We start from the raw sequence: 15,961 nt of genomic DNA on the forward strand, positions 1-15,961 counted from the left end.
TTGGCGCACTTGATGATGTCTGCTTTCGCGATAAATTCGGTTTAGCAATTTTAAAGAAAGTGGATTGATATCTCGAAGTAAAAACATATAAAACCTCTTTGAACACAAGTTGATATTTTTTATTATATCATATTAGTTGTTTGTGTAATTAATTTTGTGTGACTACTTACCACACATAATAGCATTTTTTTGACAGCACGATCTGCTTGACTCACAACCCGTTTACTTGTACCAAACTTCATACATTGTTAAAAATGAAAGCTTATTCGATTGATTTTAGGCAAAAAATTCTTGATACTTATCATGCTGAACCCATTTCACAAAAAGCAATAGCTAAGCGTTTTTCTGTAGCCTTGAGCTTTGTAAAAAAATTGCTTAAACAATATCGTGAAACAAAAAACATTACTCCCAGAACTGACCGATGTGGAGTCAAAGGCAAACTGAATGCGGAGCAACTACTCTTTTGGCCCAATTGATTGAAGGAAATAATGATGCAACTCTTGAAGAACTCCGTTATTTAGTTTATGGGGAAATTGGATTTTTCGTTAGTAGAGCAACAATAGGAAGAATGATAAAACTCTTAGGCATTACTGTCAAAAAAAAAACACTCTTCACTTCAGGCAAAGGCACGGAGCGAGTTCAACTCCTGCGATGTGAGTTCGGGAAAAAAATTAAAGAGATTAGTTTAAAAGACTTAATATTCATTGACGAATCGGGAGTTAATTTGGCAATGGTTAGGTTATATGCTAGGTCTTTAAAAGGTGAAAGGGCAAAGGGGCAAAAACCAACTAAACGTGGCAAAAATGTCTCAATAATTGGAGCAATGTCAGTTAAGTAAATTTTGACATCGGTTAATCTAATAGGCGGAATTGATGCAATTACATTTGAAGCTTTTATTAGGACTGAAAAATAAATAACTTGATGAAGTATTAAGTTTGAGGTACGGCTCTATAGTTCCATTTTGGCAAGTATTAATCAAAAATAATTTGCATAGTTTTTTTAAAGTTATCAGCTACCTTTCGACCAATTTTATAGACTTTATTAAGCACATTTGCAACTACAGAGAGCCCGGTTTTTGTATGAGTTTTTTCTACCAGGTATTTGACTAATTCTATATTAGTAATAATTACTCCTTGGCAAGCTCTCGTAACATGAGGAAAGAGTCGATGTTCGATGGGATTATATTTAGATGTATAAGGAGGGTAATGGGCAATCCTTATCTCAATTCCGATTTCATTAACTAACTTTTGTAAATCTTCTTTAAAGATATAATGATTAGCATTGTTACTACCTCCACCATCACACTTTGCTAAAATTGAAGTGGCATTCGGGTAGAGAAATTTTCCATAATTATTCCACCAATTTTTTAGAGATTCACAAGCAAATTCACTTGGATCTTTACTGTTACCTAATGTTATATATCCTCGATTTTCTTGAGCATCATAAATCCCATGTGGAATTACTTTTCCGTGACCTAAGCTCCAAAAATCATGATCGAAAGTAGTGACAGGCTCGGTTGTATAGAGAGTTCCCGGACGATATAAATTCCCTAAAACTTCTTTTTTTTTGTATCAAAACGGTTGGATGGGATTACCCGCCTCTCTATACTCTGTATCGAATCTAGCAATATTTTCAAATTGAGCATTACGATTTTTATTAATTCCTGTTGTCTGTTTCTTTTGTGCTCTTCGCTTCACATATCCATGTTTTTTTAGGAGTTGTCCTACTAGAGGAAGACTCACACAAAATCCGGCGTTTTTCAGTCCGACAGCTATTTCTTTATGCGTTAAATTAGTCCATTTAATTAGCTCATTCATTGGGTCTCCCGCTGTCTGGAACTTTAAGACTTCTAAAAAGGCTTCATCAATACCGATCCTGGTAGCTAAAATACTTTTTCTTCCTCCTCCTTTTTTTCTGACCCTTAAATTATTAATAGTCGTTTTATTCATTGTTTCTAAATCTTTAATTCCCTGGACAATAGTATTTCGACTGCATCCGCAAAGTTTCATTATATAGCTAATTCCACCCCATCCCAATTTTTGTGCCTCGATCGCTGCATACCTTCTTTTATCCTTTTCTGATAAAGAGTTATAAAGTTTCTTTATTTCCGACTCAATTGAACTAGAATAAAACATAGGTTTAAAGGTCAGATAAAGTGGTAGAATAGAAAAATACCTTGCGAGTTTCTATCGATTTTAGAGAAAATACAGCAGATTCCAGGGAAATAGAGTACACCTTACTCCCAAACACTTACCAAAATGGTTGACAAACCCTTGCAACCGTACTCCATGAACCTGGAAATTGCTGTAGTAATCAGGGCGCTGTTTGTGATTATATCCGACAATCCATCAAGTTATTTATTTTTCAGTCCTTATTGATTCGGTACTGAGACTCAGAATCACGCCTTCAACGAATTCTTTGACTTGCTCGCTCGCTTGCCGTTTCTCGCGTTTAGAAGGTGTAATTTCAGGAAGTTGATAGGCGGCCACCAGTCGCTGATTTAGGCGGTCAATTCCTCCCGCAACTCCCCCACATCGGGCGGTTCCTGTTCGTACTCAGCTCTTCTTTGGAACACTATCCGCGAAGATTCTAAATTTTCAAGTTTTCGGTTTGCGGTGGCGATTGCGAGTTTCGCCTGCGATATTTGATGTTCGCGGTTGTTCATGATGCGATTGATGGCGGCTTCGATCAACGTGCGAGTCGCGAACAGATAAATCTGCTGGAATTCGACAAATGTTTTCATGGGAATAACTCACTTACTTGGAGTGAAGCTGACTAAGAGCCAATATCGATACAGAGAGACGAAAGCCTAGACTGGACAAGGCTCGCAGTGTGTTCTTGGATTAAGCCCAATCTTCAGATTCGGGCGAAAATCTCCCGTCGGAGTCTGAAAGCGGCTTGAAATCTGGCAGCAAATCAAGCTGATGCACTTCAGTATCCGCTGTGAAGATTGGCAATTCCTGCTCTGGCTCTGACTCCAAGGAGGCAATCGGCACAGATAACTGTTCTGGCGTCGGCCTCAGTATTGGCTCTCCTTGGGTCACTGCTTCTGTTGTCGGCTGTTCCCACTCCCGCTTCGAGAGTTCGATGGGGGCAGATAGAGTTTTTGGCTCGGACTCGACCGGGGCGGGGGTGTGAGGTAACTGTTTCGGCTGAGGCTGAGCTTTTAACTCAGCTAGTAGCGCTTTAAATACAGTTCGCTCACTCGCCGTCAACGCTTCCCAAACTTTTTTTCGGTTAGCGAAACCTTTGTCGCAAGTTTCCGTGAGACATTTTTTCACGGCATCGGTAACTAGGGGGTCTGATTGTGTAACCGCGAACCGCATCAGGTTAACGAGTTCTAGTTCCTCTTCGTTGAGATTTGAGTCGCTCGCGAACTCTGAAACCAAGTAACGCCCGTTAAGGTTGAATTGTTTTTTAGGTTTACCTCCAATGACTGAAATCTCGCGGTCAAGCTCAATCCGGCATAGCCCATCGCTCCACACCTTAACTACGGTGGCCCGCTCGTCTATATATTCTTGAGCTCCGGGATACTGGGTCGAAACTTTTACTTGCTCGCCGACATTCCAATTCACCATCGGGACGCTCGGCGGCTCTGTTGGTTCGGTTGGCTCTATTGGTTTGGATTCCAGAGGGGCGATCGTCCCTGGCTCGGATAGCTGAGGGTTGTTACAAGTTTTTGAGCTGTTACAGGATTGTGCTGAGGACTCAAAAGTGGGTGTAACAGTTGTGGTTACAGGAGTTACATCAGTTAAGGGTTCACCTTCAGCCGTGTTATTAAGATCATCTGTGATCTCGTATGATGAGGTCTTTTCATACTGGCTACTTTTACCCTGTAACGCTGTAACGTCTGTAACCATGCGGGTTGTAGGGTTTTTAGATGTTGTAACAATTTCAGAATTGCTTGTAACGTCTGTAACCACAACGGTTTGAGCTATTTGAGAATGTGCTGGAATTTCTGCAATCGCTGAAGTGCCTGTAACCGTGCGGGTTCGAGTTAATTCTTGCAATCCGCCATCAGCACAAATAGTTTTGATGCAAGCCCAGTTCGGGATGTGCGGTCGGTTGCTGCCACCTTCATCCTCCGCGACTGCTACATCAACAAAGCACGGTAAAATCTGAAGTCCCCGCCACTGAGCCGGAATGCGCTTGATTTTGTCGCCTTCTCGCACAACCTCGGAAGCTCGCCAGTGATTTGACAATACTCGCTGCAAGTGGTGAACGAATTTGTTGTAACCGCTTGGCAAGAGATTGTGGGCTTTGCAATATGCCACATACCAACTGTGCAGATCGCTGCCAACGTAACTATCGCCACCCGCTCTCAAACAGCGATCAACAAACGAACGGACGCTATCCCCTAGAATTGCGCCGTCTTGTTTCAACGCGACAATTGACGGGTTGGTTGATGGTACGAGCAAAATGCGATTGCGTTCTGTCTTGTCCATTGATAGCGCCCAACCAGCGATCGAACCCAGCTCTGCCGATAGTTTGTGGCCTAAATCCGGATCTTCGATGCTTGCCGTTCGGGCGCGGGTTTGCAACGGAATGCAGCGCCTGTCCCAACCATCGCCACTGTTCTCCGTTTGGATGTGTTCGACGGAGGCGATCGCAAATCGCACGTTCCATTTTTTCTGGTAAGCCGATGCCGAAAATAGCGCCCGTCCCGAAATGCCGCCGTTGTCCACCAACTCGTAAAAAGCTTTGAGTCCGCTCAGAAATCCGCCAGCGTCGGGGATGTAAAACAAGGATTTACCAGTTAATAGCTGATGCCGGCCTTCAGGTTTTGTCAGTTCGGTCAAGCTATTGGAACTGACGCTGTTTTCTTCGCCAAGTAAGTTTGCCCAAGTCCTGAGCATCACGCCTTTCCCGCTACCGCTATCCCCAATCAAGTAAGCAAACTTCCCGTAAGGTGCGGTTGGGTCTAAGTACATCGAAGTCAAGGCTCTGATGACCTCTACCTGTTCGGCACCGTAGGCAGAAAGTATGAATTTCTTAAATTCCTGCGGACATTCTGACCCCGGAACATAATCGCATGGCGAACAGGAAAGCAGGTAATGTTCCTTGTCGTGTGGGAACAGTTCGCCAGTTCTCAAATCCACAGTGCCGTTCGAGAACGATTTGAGGTGGTTCCGAGAAGTGTCAACCTTCTGGTGCAGCACCTTCCGGCAATATTTGAAGGCAGAATCTAAGAATTTGTTAGTGCCGAACTTAAACTTTTTGCCGACTTCTGCTGTTTCGTAGCAATTCTCCGTAAAGTCGCCGATGAGTTTGTTTACGTCCGCTTCATCTTGGAACTGCCAATAGCGCCCGTTCCATTGGTAGAAAGCATCATTGATGACTATCCAATCATCTCCGAATAAATTCTTGAGGCAGTGTACCTCAAACGTTGTGGACTTGGGGACGAGGTATCTGTCTCTAGTTCCACCGCTGCCGTCGTCGCCTCCAAAGGTTTTTGATTCCCAGTCCTTAAAAGTAACGGACGTGGCCAGCACTTTTCTAAAAGCTTCAATGCTCTTTCGTTGAATCAAATCGTCCATGCCTTTGGTTTCGCCTTCGGTGCCCGCATCCCAACCTCCAGTTGCACTGTAGACCGGAACGTCGAACTTGAGCAACACAAGACCGAGTTTCCGCTGTTCCCAGGTGACGTTTGGGTTGGTGGCGGCGTCGGCATCGAAGGCAAAGATAAACCCGAAGCCGGCACGGGCGTACTTTTCTAAAGTTTCGACCAAGTAGCGCTTGCCTTGAATGTCTCCTTTTTTAGAGGTTAGACCCATTGAAACGCCCAGCAGTGCAATAGTTGGGATGTCGTTAGCGCACCCGGCGATTCCTTTGAACGGGCCTTCAGTGAGGACAATGCACGGATGGTCGTTGATGCGGTAGCAGTGCTGCTTGAGATTTTCTGGCTCCCAGTAGTTTTTGTCGGTGGGATGCTGGGGCAAGAATGCGTCGTATTCTCCCACTGGTGTGCGATATTTGGGCGCTTTTTTGCAGCTTTCTGATTTCCAAGGCTTGTCCGGTCTGAATTGGAATTGCGTTGTTTTTCCCACAAACAGGATGCCGCCAGACTTCGCCGCGTAGCCCAAGTAAACTGATGCCTCATCCGCAGATACGGTGCGACAGTTGGCGTAACTCCAATTATTCAACAGCCCCCGGCTCTCAATGTGGCTCTTGTGTTTGGGGCAAAGATAAGTGGTAGTTGATAAAAATTGATTTGCAACAACGTTCATAGATGCCTCTCTCGCTACTCATAGCGGTGCTAACTGGTTTTTTTTACAAAAACCCGCTAAATGTAGAAGAGACGGCTCTGCTGTAACTACCGTTAATGTGCAAAGGTGCAAATGATGCGGTAATGGCAGAAATAGATTATGATGAATCTAAAGTTTTTTTAATTTTTTTGTCTGCCGTCTCTTCTATAGATAGCGGACTCTTTTTTTTGGTCTGGTCTTGGGCTGCGAGGCTCTTCGGTTGTTGCCAAGGGCCTCTGTAATTCCATGAGTTGATAGATCCTCCAATTTTAAACTCGAACGTATGGCTTAGATTGCTCGCTGGCAAGGAATTTCTGATAAGCTTCCCTGTCGCCACCGCATGAATAAACGGAAACCTTGCTGACAATCTCATAAGTCATTGCCTCAGCTTCTTCTGGCATCAAAGGCTGGCGCTCGCAGTAAGCAATCTGTACGTCCCGAAACTCTGGCATATCCCCTTCAACCTCTGATAGGTCAGCTTCGTACCGAAACACTCTGACCACTACCCAGTCCGAGGGAGTGACAAGGTAAGCTTTCCAAGGGCTACCCTCTTTTTTAACGTGGTAAGTTAGCCGTTCTCCAACTTTGACCTTGCGCTTCAGTAGAGGACGCGAATCGTGAGAAAGCTGTAACAGTCGAGTCAACTGTTTCCCAATCACAAGCTCTTTGCTTTCGATAGGAATCCATTTTTCTTGCTCTTTGACTAGGTAAAGGCTCAGCGTAGACTTGCTTGCCAATGGGTCGTAAAGTTCGAGTTCTTCAGTTTGTGTCATCACATCAAATGCTTTTATAGTTATGCTTCATCTAGTCCGGGTCGTCTTGATGGTCGCCCCACATATCCCAGAAGCTGGTCTGCTTGCCCTTAAACACGCAATCGACCGATAGGTCTGAATCGTCCTCGTTTTGTTCGACTCTTTTGAGTTCCCACCCATACTTTTTTTCCATCTCCTTGCCATCTTCTTCAGATGACGCCGAATGTCTGTTTTCCTGCTCCGAATCGTCATCCTCACTTTTGCTAAACGGCCATCCAATCATTGCAGTCACTCCTTTAAATGGATGTATTTTAAAACGCCTCCAGCTTTTTATAGTAAGGGTTTGGGGGGTCGTGGAACTCAAAAAAATTGAAATGCCGTTCTTAGCTCTGGTTCTACCTAAATGCAGTCCACAAAAGCTTTTGGCAAAAAATCTGAGACATTTTGAACTTTCAATCCAGCACACTTGGCGTTGCTGTTTTGGGTATACACCAAACGCGAGATCAACAAATTTTGGTGTATACCGAAACTTCACCTTAGTTTTTCAAGTAGTGTTTCCCATTCCATAATTTGATTTTTTAGCAATTGAACCCGATCGCCCTTAGCCTTGCGCTTGAGAAACAAACCCCTGCTAGCAAGTTCTTCGCGGGCTAATGCGATACTCTGCTCCAAGACTTTTGGTCAATTCCTCCCTATCCTCCTTTCCTAGTTCAGTATCGGTCATTCCCACCATCTGACGGGCGAACTGTTCCAAGAATTCAGAGCGCGATATGTCAAGAGCCTCAGCCCTGGTGTCGATCGCCTTCATCGCGGTGGGAGTTACAAAAATGCTGTAGCGCTCTTTGTTTTCGCCCCAAGCGCTGCGTTCTGCGGGTTTTCTGGTCATTTGTCTGTGTATGCACAACAATTTTCATCATAGGGCTTGACAATACCCAAATAAAAGTGCCATGTATGTGCATACATAAGCATATTTGTGCATACACAGGCATCCTTTAACACCAAAATCAAACCCCGCTCCCTCTGACTGGAAATCTTCTGGGGCGGGGTGTGGCACTCACATTAATGAGGTTTTTCAATCATGACACAAATACCGATACCGCTAACGGTTGAGGTGTCCGCTGCTGCTACAACGCTAGGGGTGACGAGCGCTTCTTTGTATCCTTCGCTGTTGGCATCCGTGGAAACGATGGCAGACCCAGAACTCTCGGTTTTGATGGAAGCGGCCGTTTATTCACTGCGCCAAAGGGACACCCTTCAGGGGCGCTTGTCGCCCCCTGAAATGCAACGCCCAAATTCGAGCAGTTGCCGTCGTGTCCAGTGATGGGAAAAGTTTTTGTATTGCTTCATAGCAAGAACCTTTCAATTAATATCCTCACGCTAACATGAAGCAACCCTCGGCTTCGCACAGAGCTTTCGCTGGGCTCTAGTCCGCAGGTTTGCCGGGGAAGCTCCAGAAAGAGCGATCACTCTTTCCGGCATCCGAATAATGTAGGGGCATTTTCCCGTCCTTCAATCTCGCCCGTAACCATGCGATCGTTATTTTCACTCTCTTAACTGAAATTATGATCTTTTTGCATATTTTATCAGCCGGAAGTCTTTGCTTGTTGCCAAGATAGCGGGAAGCTGACAATCTTGCTGAGGGAAAAATAACGAGCGCGCAGAAGAATCTGCGCGAGCAGAAAGTGAGTATCTTTCTGCCGATGATAAAGGGGGTAGCTAACCCGGATTATGAATTTCTTCCCCAGTGCTATTCCTCGACATCTCCAAACACAGGATTTTCAGAGGAACCCGGTTTATGAGCGTAAGTTCCGCTCGCGTGATAAAACTAAATACTTTATTTTTGATGAAAATGTAAATCCTCCGTATCTAATTACCCCACTGCAAACTCAGTAAATTGACGCACGTAAGGGGCTTTAAAAGCTAAAACAATATCTTCCTTGGGAACTCCGGCGGCTACTAACTCATTCGCTATTCCTGCTTCCGTTCTATCCCTCTGAATCCAAAATTTACCATCTTTTATATCAACGTGAATCACACAGCCGTAAACCCGTTTTTGCTCGTCCCAGCCCAAATGAACCACATGATAATGTTCCCGTTCGGTATCAAAAAGTAATTGAACTTCTGTTTCAGTATCCAAGTCATTCCTTGAGTGTTGAGATAGAATTGTTTGGATTAATTCTCTGTAGTTTACTCTTTCCATAAAAGTATCCCCTCTTGAATAACATCAAAAATGAGTAATTTGAGCTGATGCTCAGCGATTAATTCTTGAATAAAACGATTGCTGAAAAAATCATTATACACATCTTGGTTTATTGCTAAATACAAAATTCTGTTTGGTTGCTTCTTTCTCAGGGCAGAACGATAGCTGAGAAATTGACCCAAAGCTATATAAAAGCTGGCTAAATCAGATGCACCGATAAAAGACTTAATCTCAATAGCAATTTTGAAGCCATCTTTCTCTGCTGATAAACTCTTTTCCCTGCTAAGTCGATAAAAAAATCAAGTTCCTCTACCTTGATAAAGAGAGGATCGTGAGTGATGATCCATCCCTGCTTTATAAAACTTACCTAAACCTACCTAAAGTCGTCTTTAGATACAATTCAGGGTTTACTTCCTACGCTGTTGGGTAGACGGCTAATCCCAAGATAAGTAGGCTATTCCCCTCAAGCCGAGGGTTCCCAATTTAAAATATTCAAACTTGCGTTAAAATCCCGATCTAAAGATATGCCACAAGCAGGACAGTCGAAAGTCCGAACGCTTAGTGGCATATCTTTTTTGTTGCCACAATTCGAGCAAGTTTTGGTACTAGGAAACCACTGGTCTACCAGTACCAAACTAGCTCCATACATTTGACACTTGTAGTCGAGTTGCCGTTTTAATTCGTAAAACCCAAGATCAGATATTGCTCCAGCTAACTTATGATTCGCCATCATTCCTTTGACGTTTAAATCTTCAATCTTAATTAGCTTAAAAGTTTGGGCTAAATAAGTTGTCAACTTATGGAGAAAGTCTAGGCGAATACGAGCTATTCTTGCATGGAGTCGGCTAATTTTATTGTAAGTTTTGCGCTGATTCTTAGAGCCTTTTAGCTGTTTAGATGCTTGGCGCTGCAAAGTAGCAAGCTTGGTTTTCGCTTGCTTTAACGGTTTTGGCGCATCAAAAACCTGCTGGGTTGACAGCGTGGCAAATGACTTGATGCCGACATCAATTCCTACAGAACTTTCAGACTGCTGAACCGGGAGACGTTCTGCATCAACGCAAAAAGAAACGAACCAGCGATTTCCTTCTTTTGAAATCGTGAAAGTTTGAGAGATAAAACTACACTCTAATGGCTCAAAAAGCCGAAAAGTTCCCAAAGTAGGAATCTTAATAGTGTTGCCAGCGGTTAACAAAACTTTGCCGTTAGATGAATCAACCGTAAAAGATTGACCGTCTCGACGGCTAGCAAATTTTGGATGACCTGCCTTTCCTGAGCGATATCTACTAAAAGCATCTTTCAAGTCAATTAAAGCATTTTGATAAACTCGACTAGACAACTGGTTCATCCAGCAGAATTCAGGCTTTTTCTTGACGTAGTTGGTAAGAACTTTTTTAACTTCGTTGATCACCTTCGAGTCTGTGAATTTTCCCTCGCTATACATTTGAGTCCGCAAGCTTAACCCAAAGTTAAATACTACGCGCCGGAATCCTGCGTGTCTTGCCATCAAAGTCGCTTCGTTGTTATTCAGTTTGAGCGCTCGTTTGAGGGCAAACACAAAACTTCCTCTCAATGATTAACTATGGAGAATTTTAGCAAACTATTTGGCACTTTAGTCAAGCTCTTTTTCTAAAGCTGAACGAACAGCATTGTGAAAGATATCTTTAGCTGACATATCATAACCACGAAATTGCTTAACCGAGCAGTATTGATTGCCATTCCGCCATCATATCATTACAGCCATTCGCGATCGCACTCCCCAAAAATTCCCCTCACTTCGCATAACTCTCCCACCCACCAGCGATAAAGCAATATCAGGCGATTCCACAGCAAGTAGCCCAAAAAAACAGACTAAAGCTGCATAAAGGTGTTATTCTTCTACGAAGAGGAGGGAACACACGGGCTCGTCCCCGGACGGTGAGGGTTCACCAGGGAAGAGCCAAATCGATCGCTAACGCCTTTTCGGCGTAAAATTTAGTATTTATAATGTCACTTTGAAAGAGTAAATGCTCGACTTACTCCCAGAGCAACAGCCGGAAACATTGAATCTGCCCTGTCCGGTACCCCTGACTCAGCACCCAGCAGCAGTGTACCTCGACAGTTTGGGGAGCGAGCGGTCAAAGGCAACCATGAGAGAAGGGCTCAATATCATGGCCCGAATGCTGACAGGTGGGGAGTGCGACGCAATGACTTTGAATTGGGCGGCATTGCGCTACAGACATACGGCGGCTCTGCGCTCGGCCCTTGAGAAAAAGTACGCCCCCGCGACGGTGAACCAAATGCTGTGCGCCCTGCGGCGGGTGTTAAAGGAAGCTTTGCGGTTGGATTTAATCGACCCCCTCGATTACAGTAAAGCGGTGGATGTCAGGAGTATCAAGCAATCGGGAAAAGTTAGGGGGCGCGCGCTAACGCTCTGTGAGATTGCTGCATTGATGAAAAGCTGCTCTGGTAAGACCCCTATTGATGTTAGGGACTCGGCGCTGATTGCTATCTTGCGAGGGGGCGGCATCCGTCGCGGTGAAGCGGTCAATCTCTTGAAGCGAGATTTCAACCTATCTACGGGAGCGCTGTTCGTCCGGGAGGGTAAGGGCAAGAAAGACAGGACGGTTTACCTCCCGGAGTCTGCTTGCCTTTTAGTGTCCCGGTGGCTGGAGTTGAGGGGAGAGGCTCCAGGGCCTCTGTTGTACCCGATTCGGAAGGGGGGAGAAATTCAGCGCCGACGCATGACGGAGGATGGTGTGTTGAAGATTGTGCAGCGACGGGCGTTTCTCGCTGGGGTGGAGTCCTTTAGTCCCCACGATTTCCGGCGCACGTTTTGCTCGGACCTCCTCGATGCTGGGGTGGATATTGTGACGGTGCAAAAGTTGGCGGGTCATGCTTCTCCGGTAACTACGGCCAAATATGACAGGCGTGGGGAGGAAACTAAGCGGCGGGCCGTGCAGCATTTGGAATTTTAGCGCGGTCGAGAACTACATAAGATTGATACAAAGTGGACAAGACAGACATCTAGGACTGCTATATCCTGAAAATACAACGGGGATTAAAATCCTCCGAGTCGCTTCCCTCTCAGCACGCTTTGTGTCTGAGTTTCACGCATCCCGTGAGGTTTGGATGAAACTTATACAGCAGATTCCAGGCAAATAGAGTACACCTTAATCCCAAGCACTTACCAAAGGCACTTACCAAAATGGTTGACAAACCCTTGCAACCGTACTCCATAAACCTGGAAATTGCTGTGGCAATTTATTTAGGACTTAAGTAAGTCGGCGCTTTAAAACGCAACTATGTAAACGATGTAAAGTGTCCAAATGCTCTCTACTGGCTGACTTAAGCCTATTTACATACTGTTACATTATTCGGTTTAATCCCGCCTACCTACTTATGCAACCATCCCAGGAATAGGGGCAACACTCACCATCAAAAATTCGTTCTTTTAATGTTTGATTAGTTTTGATGGTAACACAACCGATTACGCTCGTCACGCTCGCAGAAACTCCCTAAAAGTCCTAAGTAGTCCAGAGAATCAGCGATTAAGATTTACTCCCTATCAGCGCCCGGATAGCATTGTGATCAGCCGCCTCAGCTTTCCAGCAAGTTTTCTTGAATCGTAGCGGCACTTAGCTTCTACCAAGATTTTTTCCATCAGCTCAGATGAAGCTACTGCTTGCAGCCATGCAGCTTCTAAAAATACTTCTACAGTCACTCCTTTTTCTTTGCAAAATCTCGTCAAATTAGCATCTATTTCGGCATCTAAAACAACAGCAGAATGGCGGCGAGTTGGCGGAATTTTCGCGAGTTCGGCTTTTAACTCTTCTAAGGTTGAATTGTCACCAGTGGTTTCTTTTGAAGGTTCGTTCGCCGGAGTTGACTGTTGGGTAATTTGTTCGCTCTCCTGTTTGGGGGCGATTAAAGTATCTTCTCGGCTTGGAACAACTGTTCGCTTGCGGTTGGAGCGAATTTGGTCGAGGATGCTGTCACTCATTGTACTTTTTGTTGTAAAAGAGACTCGATTTTGGCGAGCAGTATTTCAAAGGGATATTCTAAGTCGGGATGTCCTAATTCGCTGAGAGTTTGGCGTTTGTTAATGGCTTTTTTGTACTGTTCGGATTCTCGGATTGAAGGGAGAATTAATTCGTTTTCAACTTCGTCTTTCATTCCTTCTACGGCTAGGCGGCTCTCTAGGGTTTGAGTGTTGCCAATCCAGCGGTCGCGGAAGGGCAGCACTCCTAGTACGGTAGCGTTGGTTGCTTTGACATCTCTCATGGAGTTGAGCAAGTCGAGTGTCCGCACTAGGGAACCGTAGCCTTTGACGGAAGCTTCGGCGGGTACGATTACGGTGTCGGCGGCACCGATTGCGGTTAAGCAAATCTGCGAGCGCTGCGGGGGTGCGTCAATGATACAAAATTTAAAGGCTTCGGCAACTGGTTCGAGGCGGCGCAGCAACAGGGTAGCGCCGACGCCGCTGCTGGATAGGTAGTCGGCGGCGGCGTCAAGGCCGTCGTCGGAGGGAATTAGAAACAAGTTGTCGCTACCTTCGACTGGATAGATGCCGTCTTCGATGGGTACGGATTTTTTGAGAACTTCCAGCAAGGTGGGCTGGTTGGGTTGCAGTTCTAGCCCCAGGTAGGTGGTCAGGTTGTGTTGGGGGTCGGCGTCGATAGCCAGTGTGGGATAGCCCCGGCTCGCTAGGAGGCGGCTCAGGAATAGAGATGCGGTTGTCTTGCCCTGCCCCCCGGACAGGGACGCGATGGCGACTGCAATCATGGCTTTAGGGACATGGGATGGGGTTTTCTATATATATCGTCATCTAAAAAACGAAATTAGTCAATATTTAAATTAGTAAAAAGCTAATTTAAATATTTTATTATTTTATTTATTTAGCAATTTATATTTTATTTGAAAGATAAAGAGCTAAAGTTAGCATTTTAATAAAAAGCTAAATTATTAAAATTAGCAAGTGAGCGGAGATGAGCTCGCTCAGTCCCCACCCAATTTTCCTCCACAGACTCTATAGATGCGTGTTTAAAAGGCGCGGCGCGTGTTTTTTTATGTGGAGTGCGTGTTTAAAAGGCGCGGTGCGTGTTTCTTTATAGTTAACGGCGGCCTGCATTCACGCACTCTTGTGTCCCCGTGAATGCAGGTCAATCAATGCAGATAACGGCATTGGGGCAGTGCTGTTCGATGAGGGGGCGGACAACGCTCCATTCGCCCCGTCCCCCAGACCATCCAAGCTTGTAGGGAAGGAAAGGAGTTAGTTCCAATTCCAGGGATTTGTGGTGGAGTTTAGATAAACAGAGCGCCAAGGCATCGTAATCGGTATAGCGTTTCTTACTGCCGTGAAGGTTTTGACCCGCCATACTGCACACCCATAACTCAGGAGTGGAGCTAACCCGAACCATTTGGACTTTACCGAGAACAAAACGCTTTCGACCTGCATCGGGGCCACAGAAGCGCCGATACTCCAACTCAACCACCGGCCACTTCGCTGCAATTGAAGAGCCCAAACCAGTGTGAAGTACCCCAACGCAGCAGACCTGATGAGCAATGATACCCGTTTCGACATCACGGATGAGTTTGAGCTTCTTTTCTAGTACCATGTGCTATATGATACTAGCTCTCGTGGCTGGTGCGATCGACGGATTTGCGTCCAGACAGGGTGTTGGCTCACAGCAATAAACCAGGCTTAATCAATAATGGCTGTTTATTTTGACACTCCGATAGCTAAGGTCAGGAAGTCGCCTTTCTGCCTCGCCTACAAAACCGGACTTGAGACTTTAGCCTCATCCGGCTCCTCAGTGATTTGGGTAATTAACAATACTACCCCCAGCCAAACCATCTTTGGCTGTTTTTACATCGTGGCAATGTTTGTGTAAGAGCTGAAGATTGTTATATTCATCTCTACCGCCTTTGGATCGGGGGATTTTATGGTCGATTTCCCATTTGTCTTCAACTCCGAAAATCAATCCGCAATGGTTACATTTACCCCTTTGACTCTTCATTAGAGTTGCCTCTTTTGTTGAGATTTCAGGGTGTTTTCCCCTTCTTGTACTCCAATAAACCAGGTTTCCGTCGTATGGAGACGATTCGCCTTTAACTTTCACATGGCGGACTATTGGAGTCTCGCTATGCGTTCTTAACCGCATTAAGTTTTCACTTTTTGCATTGGTTGCGAATACCCAGTTATTACCGCCAATGGTCTGCCAGTATCTATTGATGATCCACTGGATAGACTTTTTGGGATGACGGCGTTTTGCCCAAGCCTTAAGTTTGTCAAAGATTAGGTGGTCTTGATCTTCGTAAGTCTCTTGGCTTACGACGGTTGAGTAGTAGTTTGCCCATCCTCGGATAATTGGATTGAGTTTTCCAATTAGCGCTTCTTGAGTCGCTGTTCTATGGGCGTAGATGATGTTTGCTACTTGCTCGTAGTGTATCTTTTGCTTCTCTTGGCTTGGGGTGATGATTGTTTTGAAACCTAGCAATTTTCCGTTATTCTTCCCAGAGTGATGTTTTCCAACTGGGAATTGCCGTATATTAAACCCAAGGAAGTTGAAACCCGGGGTATTTCCCTCGTATTCCTCAAGGGTGTGGGCTAGGCGAGTTTTACTAGGCTTCAGTTCTAAGCCCATGCTTTTTAACCATTCGGAGATTATCTCCTTACATCTTTGAACAACGGTTATGTCTTCGTGGAGAAGTCGGGTAAAGGGATTACATCGCTGTAACCCCCTCCCCTCAAAACCGGACTTGTACCTTTCAGCACATCCGGCTTA

15 protein-coding genes and 2 pseudogenes are annotated in these 15,961 nt (G+C 45.1%); 4 read left to right on the forward strand and 13 right to left on the reverse strand.

The features are described 5' to 3' along the window. The first annotated feature begins 254 nt into the window (after positions 1-254). Both QT996_RS26625 and QT996_RS26630 read left to right on the forward strand, forming a co-directional pair. Positions 255-476 carry a hypothetical protein gene (locus QT996_RS26625; protein WP_333050333.1) on the forward strand — a complete coding sequence of 74 codons (222 nt, stop codon included), beginning with the start codon at positions 255-257 and terminating at the stop codon, positions 474-476. Continuing rightward, positions 464-838, forward strand: coding sequence for a transposase (locus QT996_RS26630; protein ID WP_333050334.1), 375 nt, complete (start codon positions 464-466; stop codon positions 836-838). Before QT996_RS26625 ends, QT996_RS26630 begins: the two co-directional genes overlap by 13 nt. Before the next feature lie 133 nt (positions 839-971). On the opposite strand, the pseudogene QT996_RS26635 reads toward QT996_RS26630, so the two are convergent. The 6 genes and pseudogenes from QT996_RS26635 to QT996_RS26660 all read right to left on the reverse strand — a co-directional run bounded on the left by QT996_RS26635 (position 972) and on the right by QT996_RS26660 (position 7,883). Then, positions 972-2,135, reverse strand: a pseudogene (locus QT996_RS26635) (ISAzo13 family transposase). A gap of 365 nt (positions 2,136-2,500) precedes the next feature. Then, complete coding sequence (locus QT996_RS26640; protein WP_333050337.1) at positions 2,501-2,743, reverse strand: hypothetical protein; 243 nt, start codon at positions 2,741-2,743, stop codon at positions 2,501-2,503. Between the two features lie 100 nt (positions 2,744-2,843). After that, complete coding sequence (locus QT996_RS26645) at positions 2,844-6,227, reverse strand: DUF3854 domain-containing protein (protein ID WP_333050339.1); 3,384 nt, start codon at positions 6,225-6,227, stop codon at positions 2,844-2,846. A gap of 287 nt (positions 6,228-6,514) precedes the next feature. Continuing rightward, positions 6,515-7,018: a hypothetical protein gene (locus tag QT996_RS26650; RefSeq protein WP_333050341.1), complete on the reverse strand. Its 504-nt coding sequence runs from the start codon at positions 7,016-7,018 to the stop codon at positions 6,515-6,517. Positions 7,019-7,049: 31 nt separating this feature from the next. Further along, entirely contained in the window at positions 7,050-7,280 is a 231-nt protein-coding gene (locus QT996_RS26655; protein WP_333050343.1) for a hypothetical protein, read from the reverse strand. 348 nt (positions 7,281-7,628) lie between these two features. After that, a complete protein-coding gene (locus QT996_RS26660) occupies positions 7,629-7,883 on the reverse strand; it encodes a hypothetical protein (protein ID WP_333050344.1) in 255 nt (84 codons plus the stop codon). Positions 7,884-8,075: 192 nt separating this feature from the next. Here QT996_RS26660 and QT996_RS26665 point away from each other — a divergent pair, with 192 nt between their 5' ends. Continuing rightward, on the forward strand, positions 8,076-8,318 hold the full coding sequence (locus QT996_RS26665) for a hypothetical protein (protein ID WP_333050345.1): 243 nt from the start codon (positions 8,076-8,078) through the stop codon (positions 8,316-8,318). A gap of 549 nt (positions 8,319-8,867) precedes the next feature. On the opposite strand, the gene QT996_RS26670 is transcribed toward QT996_RS26665, so the two are convergent. From QT996_RS26670 to QT996_RS26685, 3 genes and pseudogenes are all read right to left on the reverse strand, one after another. Then, complete coding sequence (locus QT996_RS26670) at positions 8,868-9,197, reverse strand: XisI protein (protein ID WP_106332496.1); 330 nt, start codon at positions 9,195-9,197, stop codon at positions 8,868-8,870. Then, positions 9,185-9,555: pseudogene (locus tag QT996_RS26675) on the reverse strand (element excision factor XisH family protein). Before QT996_RS26675 ends, QT996_RS26670 begins: the two are co-directional and overlap by 13 nt. Before the next feature lie 105 nt (positions 9,556-9,660). Then, positions 9,661-10,752, reverse strand: coding sequence for an RNA-guided endonuclease TnpB family protein (locus QT996_RS26685; RefSeq protein WP_333050346.1), 1,092 nt, complete (start codon positions 10,750-10,752; stop codon positions 9,661-9,663). Positions 10,753-11,200: 448 nt separating this feature from the next. Between QT996_RS26685 and QT996_RS26690 the strand changes: the two genes are divergently transcribed. Beyond that, positions 11,201-12,151: a tyrosine-type recombinase/integrase gene (locus tag QT996_RS26690; protein ID WP_333050347.1), complete on the forward strand. Its 951-nt coding sequence runs from the start codon at positions 11,201-11,203 to the stop codon at positions 12,149-12,151. A gap of 590 nt (positions 12,152-12,741) precedes the next feature. On the opposite strand, the gene QT996_RS26695 is transcribed toward QT996_RS26690, so the two are convergent. The 4 genes from QT996_RS26695 to QT996_RS26710 form a co-directional block, all read right to left on the reverse strand. Next, positions 12,742-13,176 carry a hypothetical protein gene (locus QT996_RS26695; RefSeq protein WP_333050349.1) on the reverse strand — a complete coding sequence of 145 codons (435 nt, stop codon included), beginning with the start codon at positions 13,174-13,176 and terminating at the stop codon, positions 12,742-12,744. Continuing rightward, positions 13,173-13,958 (reverse strand): ParA family protein, encoded by a 786-nt coding sequence (locus QT996_RS26700; RefSeq protein ID WP_106331468.1) that lies wholly within the window; start codon positions 13,956-13,958, stop codon positions 13,173-13,175. Before QT996_RS26700 ends, QT996_RS26695 begins: the two co-directional genes overlap by 4 nt. Before the next feature lie 377 nt (positions 13,959-14,335). Beyond that, positions 14,336-14,791, reverse strand: a complete 456-nt coding sequence (locus QT996_RS26705) for a hypothetical protein (protein ID WP_333050350.1) — start codon at positions 14,789-14,791, stop codon at positions 14,336-14,338. A 195-nt stretch (positions 14,792-14,986) separates the two neighbouring features. Then, positions 14,987-15,820, reverse strand: a complete 834-nt coding sequence (locus QT996_RS26710) for a group II intron maturase-specific domain-containing protein (RefSeq protein ID WP_333050352.1) — start codon at positions 15,818-15,820, stop codon at positions 14,987-14,989. Between the last annotated feature and the right edge of the window lie 141 nt (positions 15,821-15,961).

This window comes from Microcoleus sp. S13C4, from assembly GCF_036700865.1.
GTDB lineage: Bacteria > Cyanobacteriota > Cyanobacteriia > Cyanobacteriales > Microcoleaceae > Microcoleus.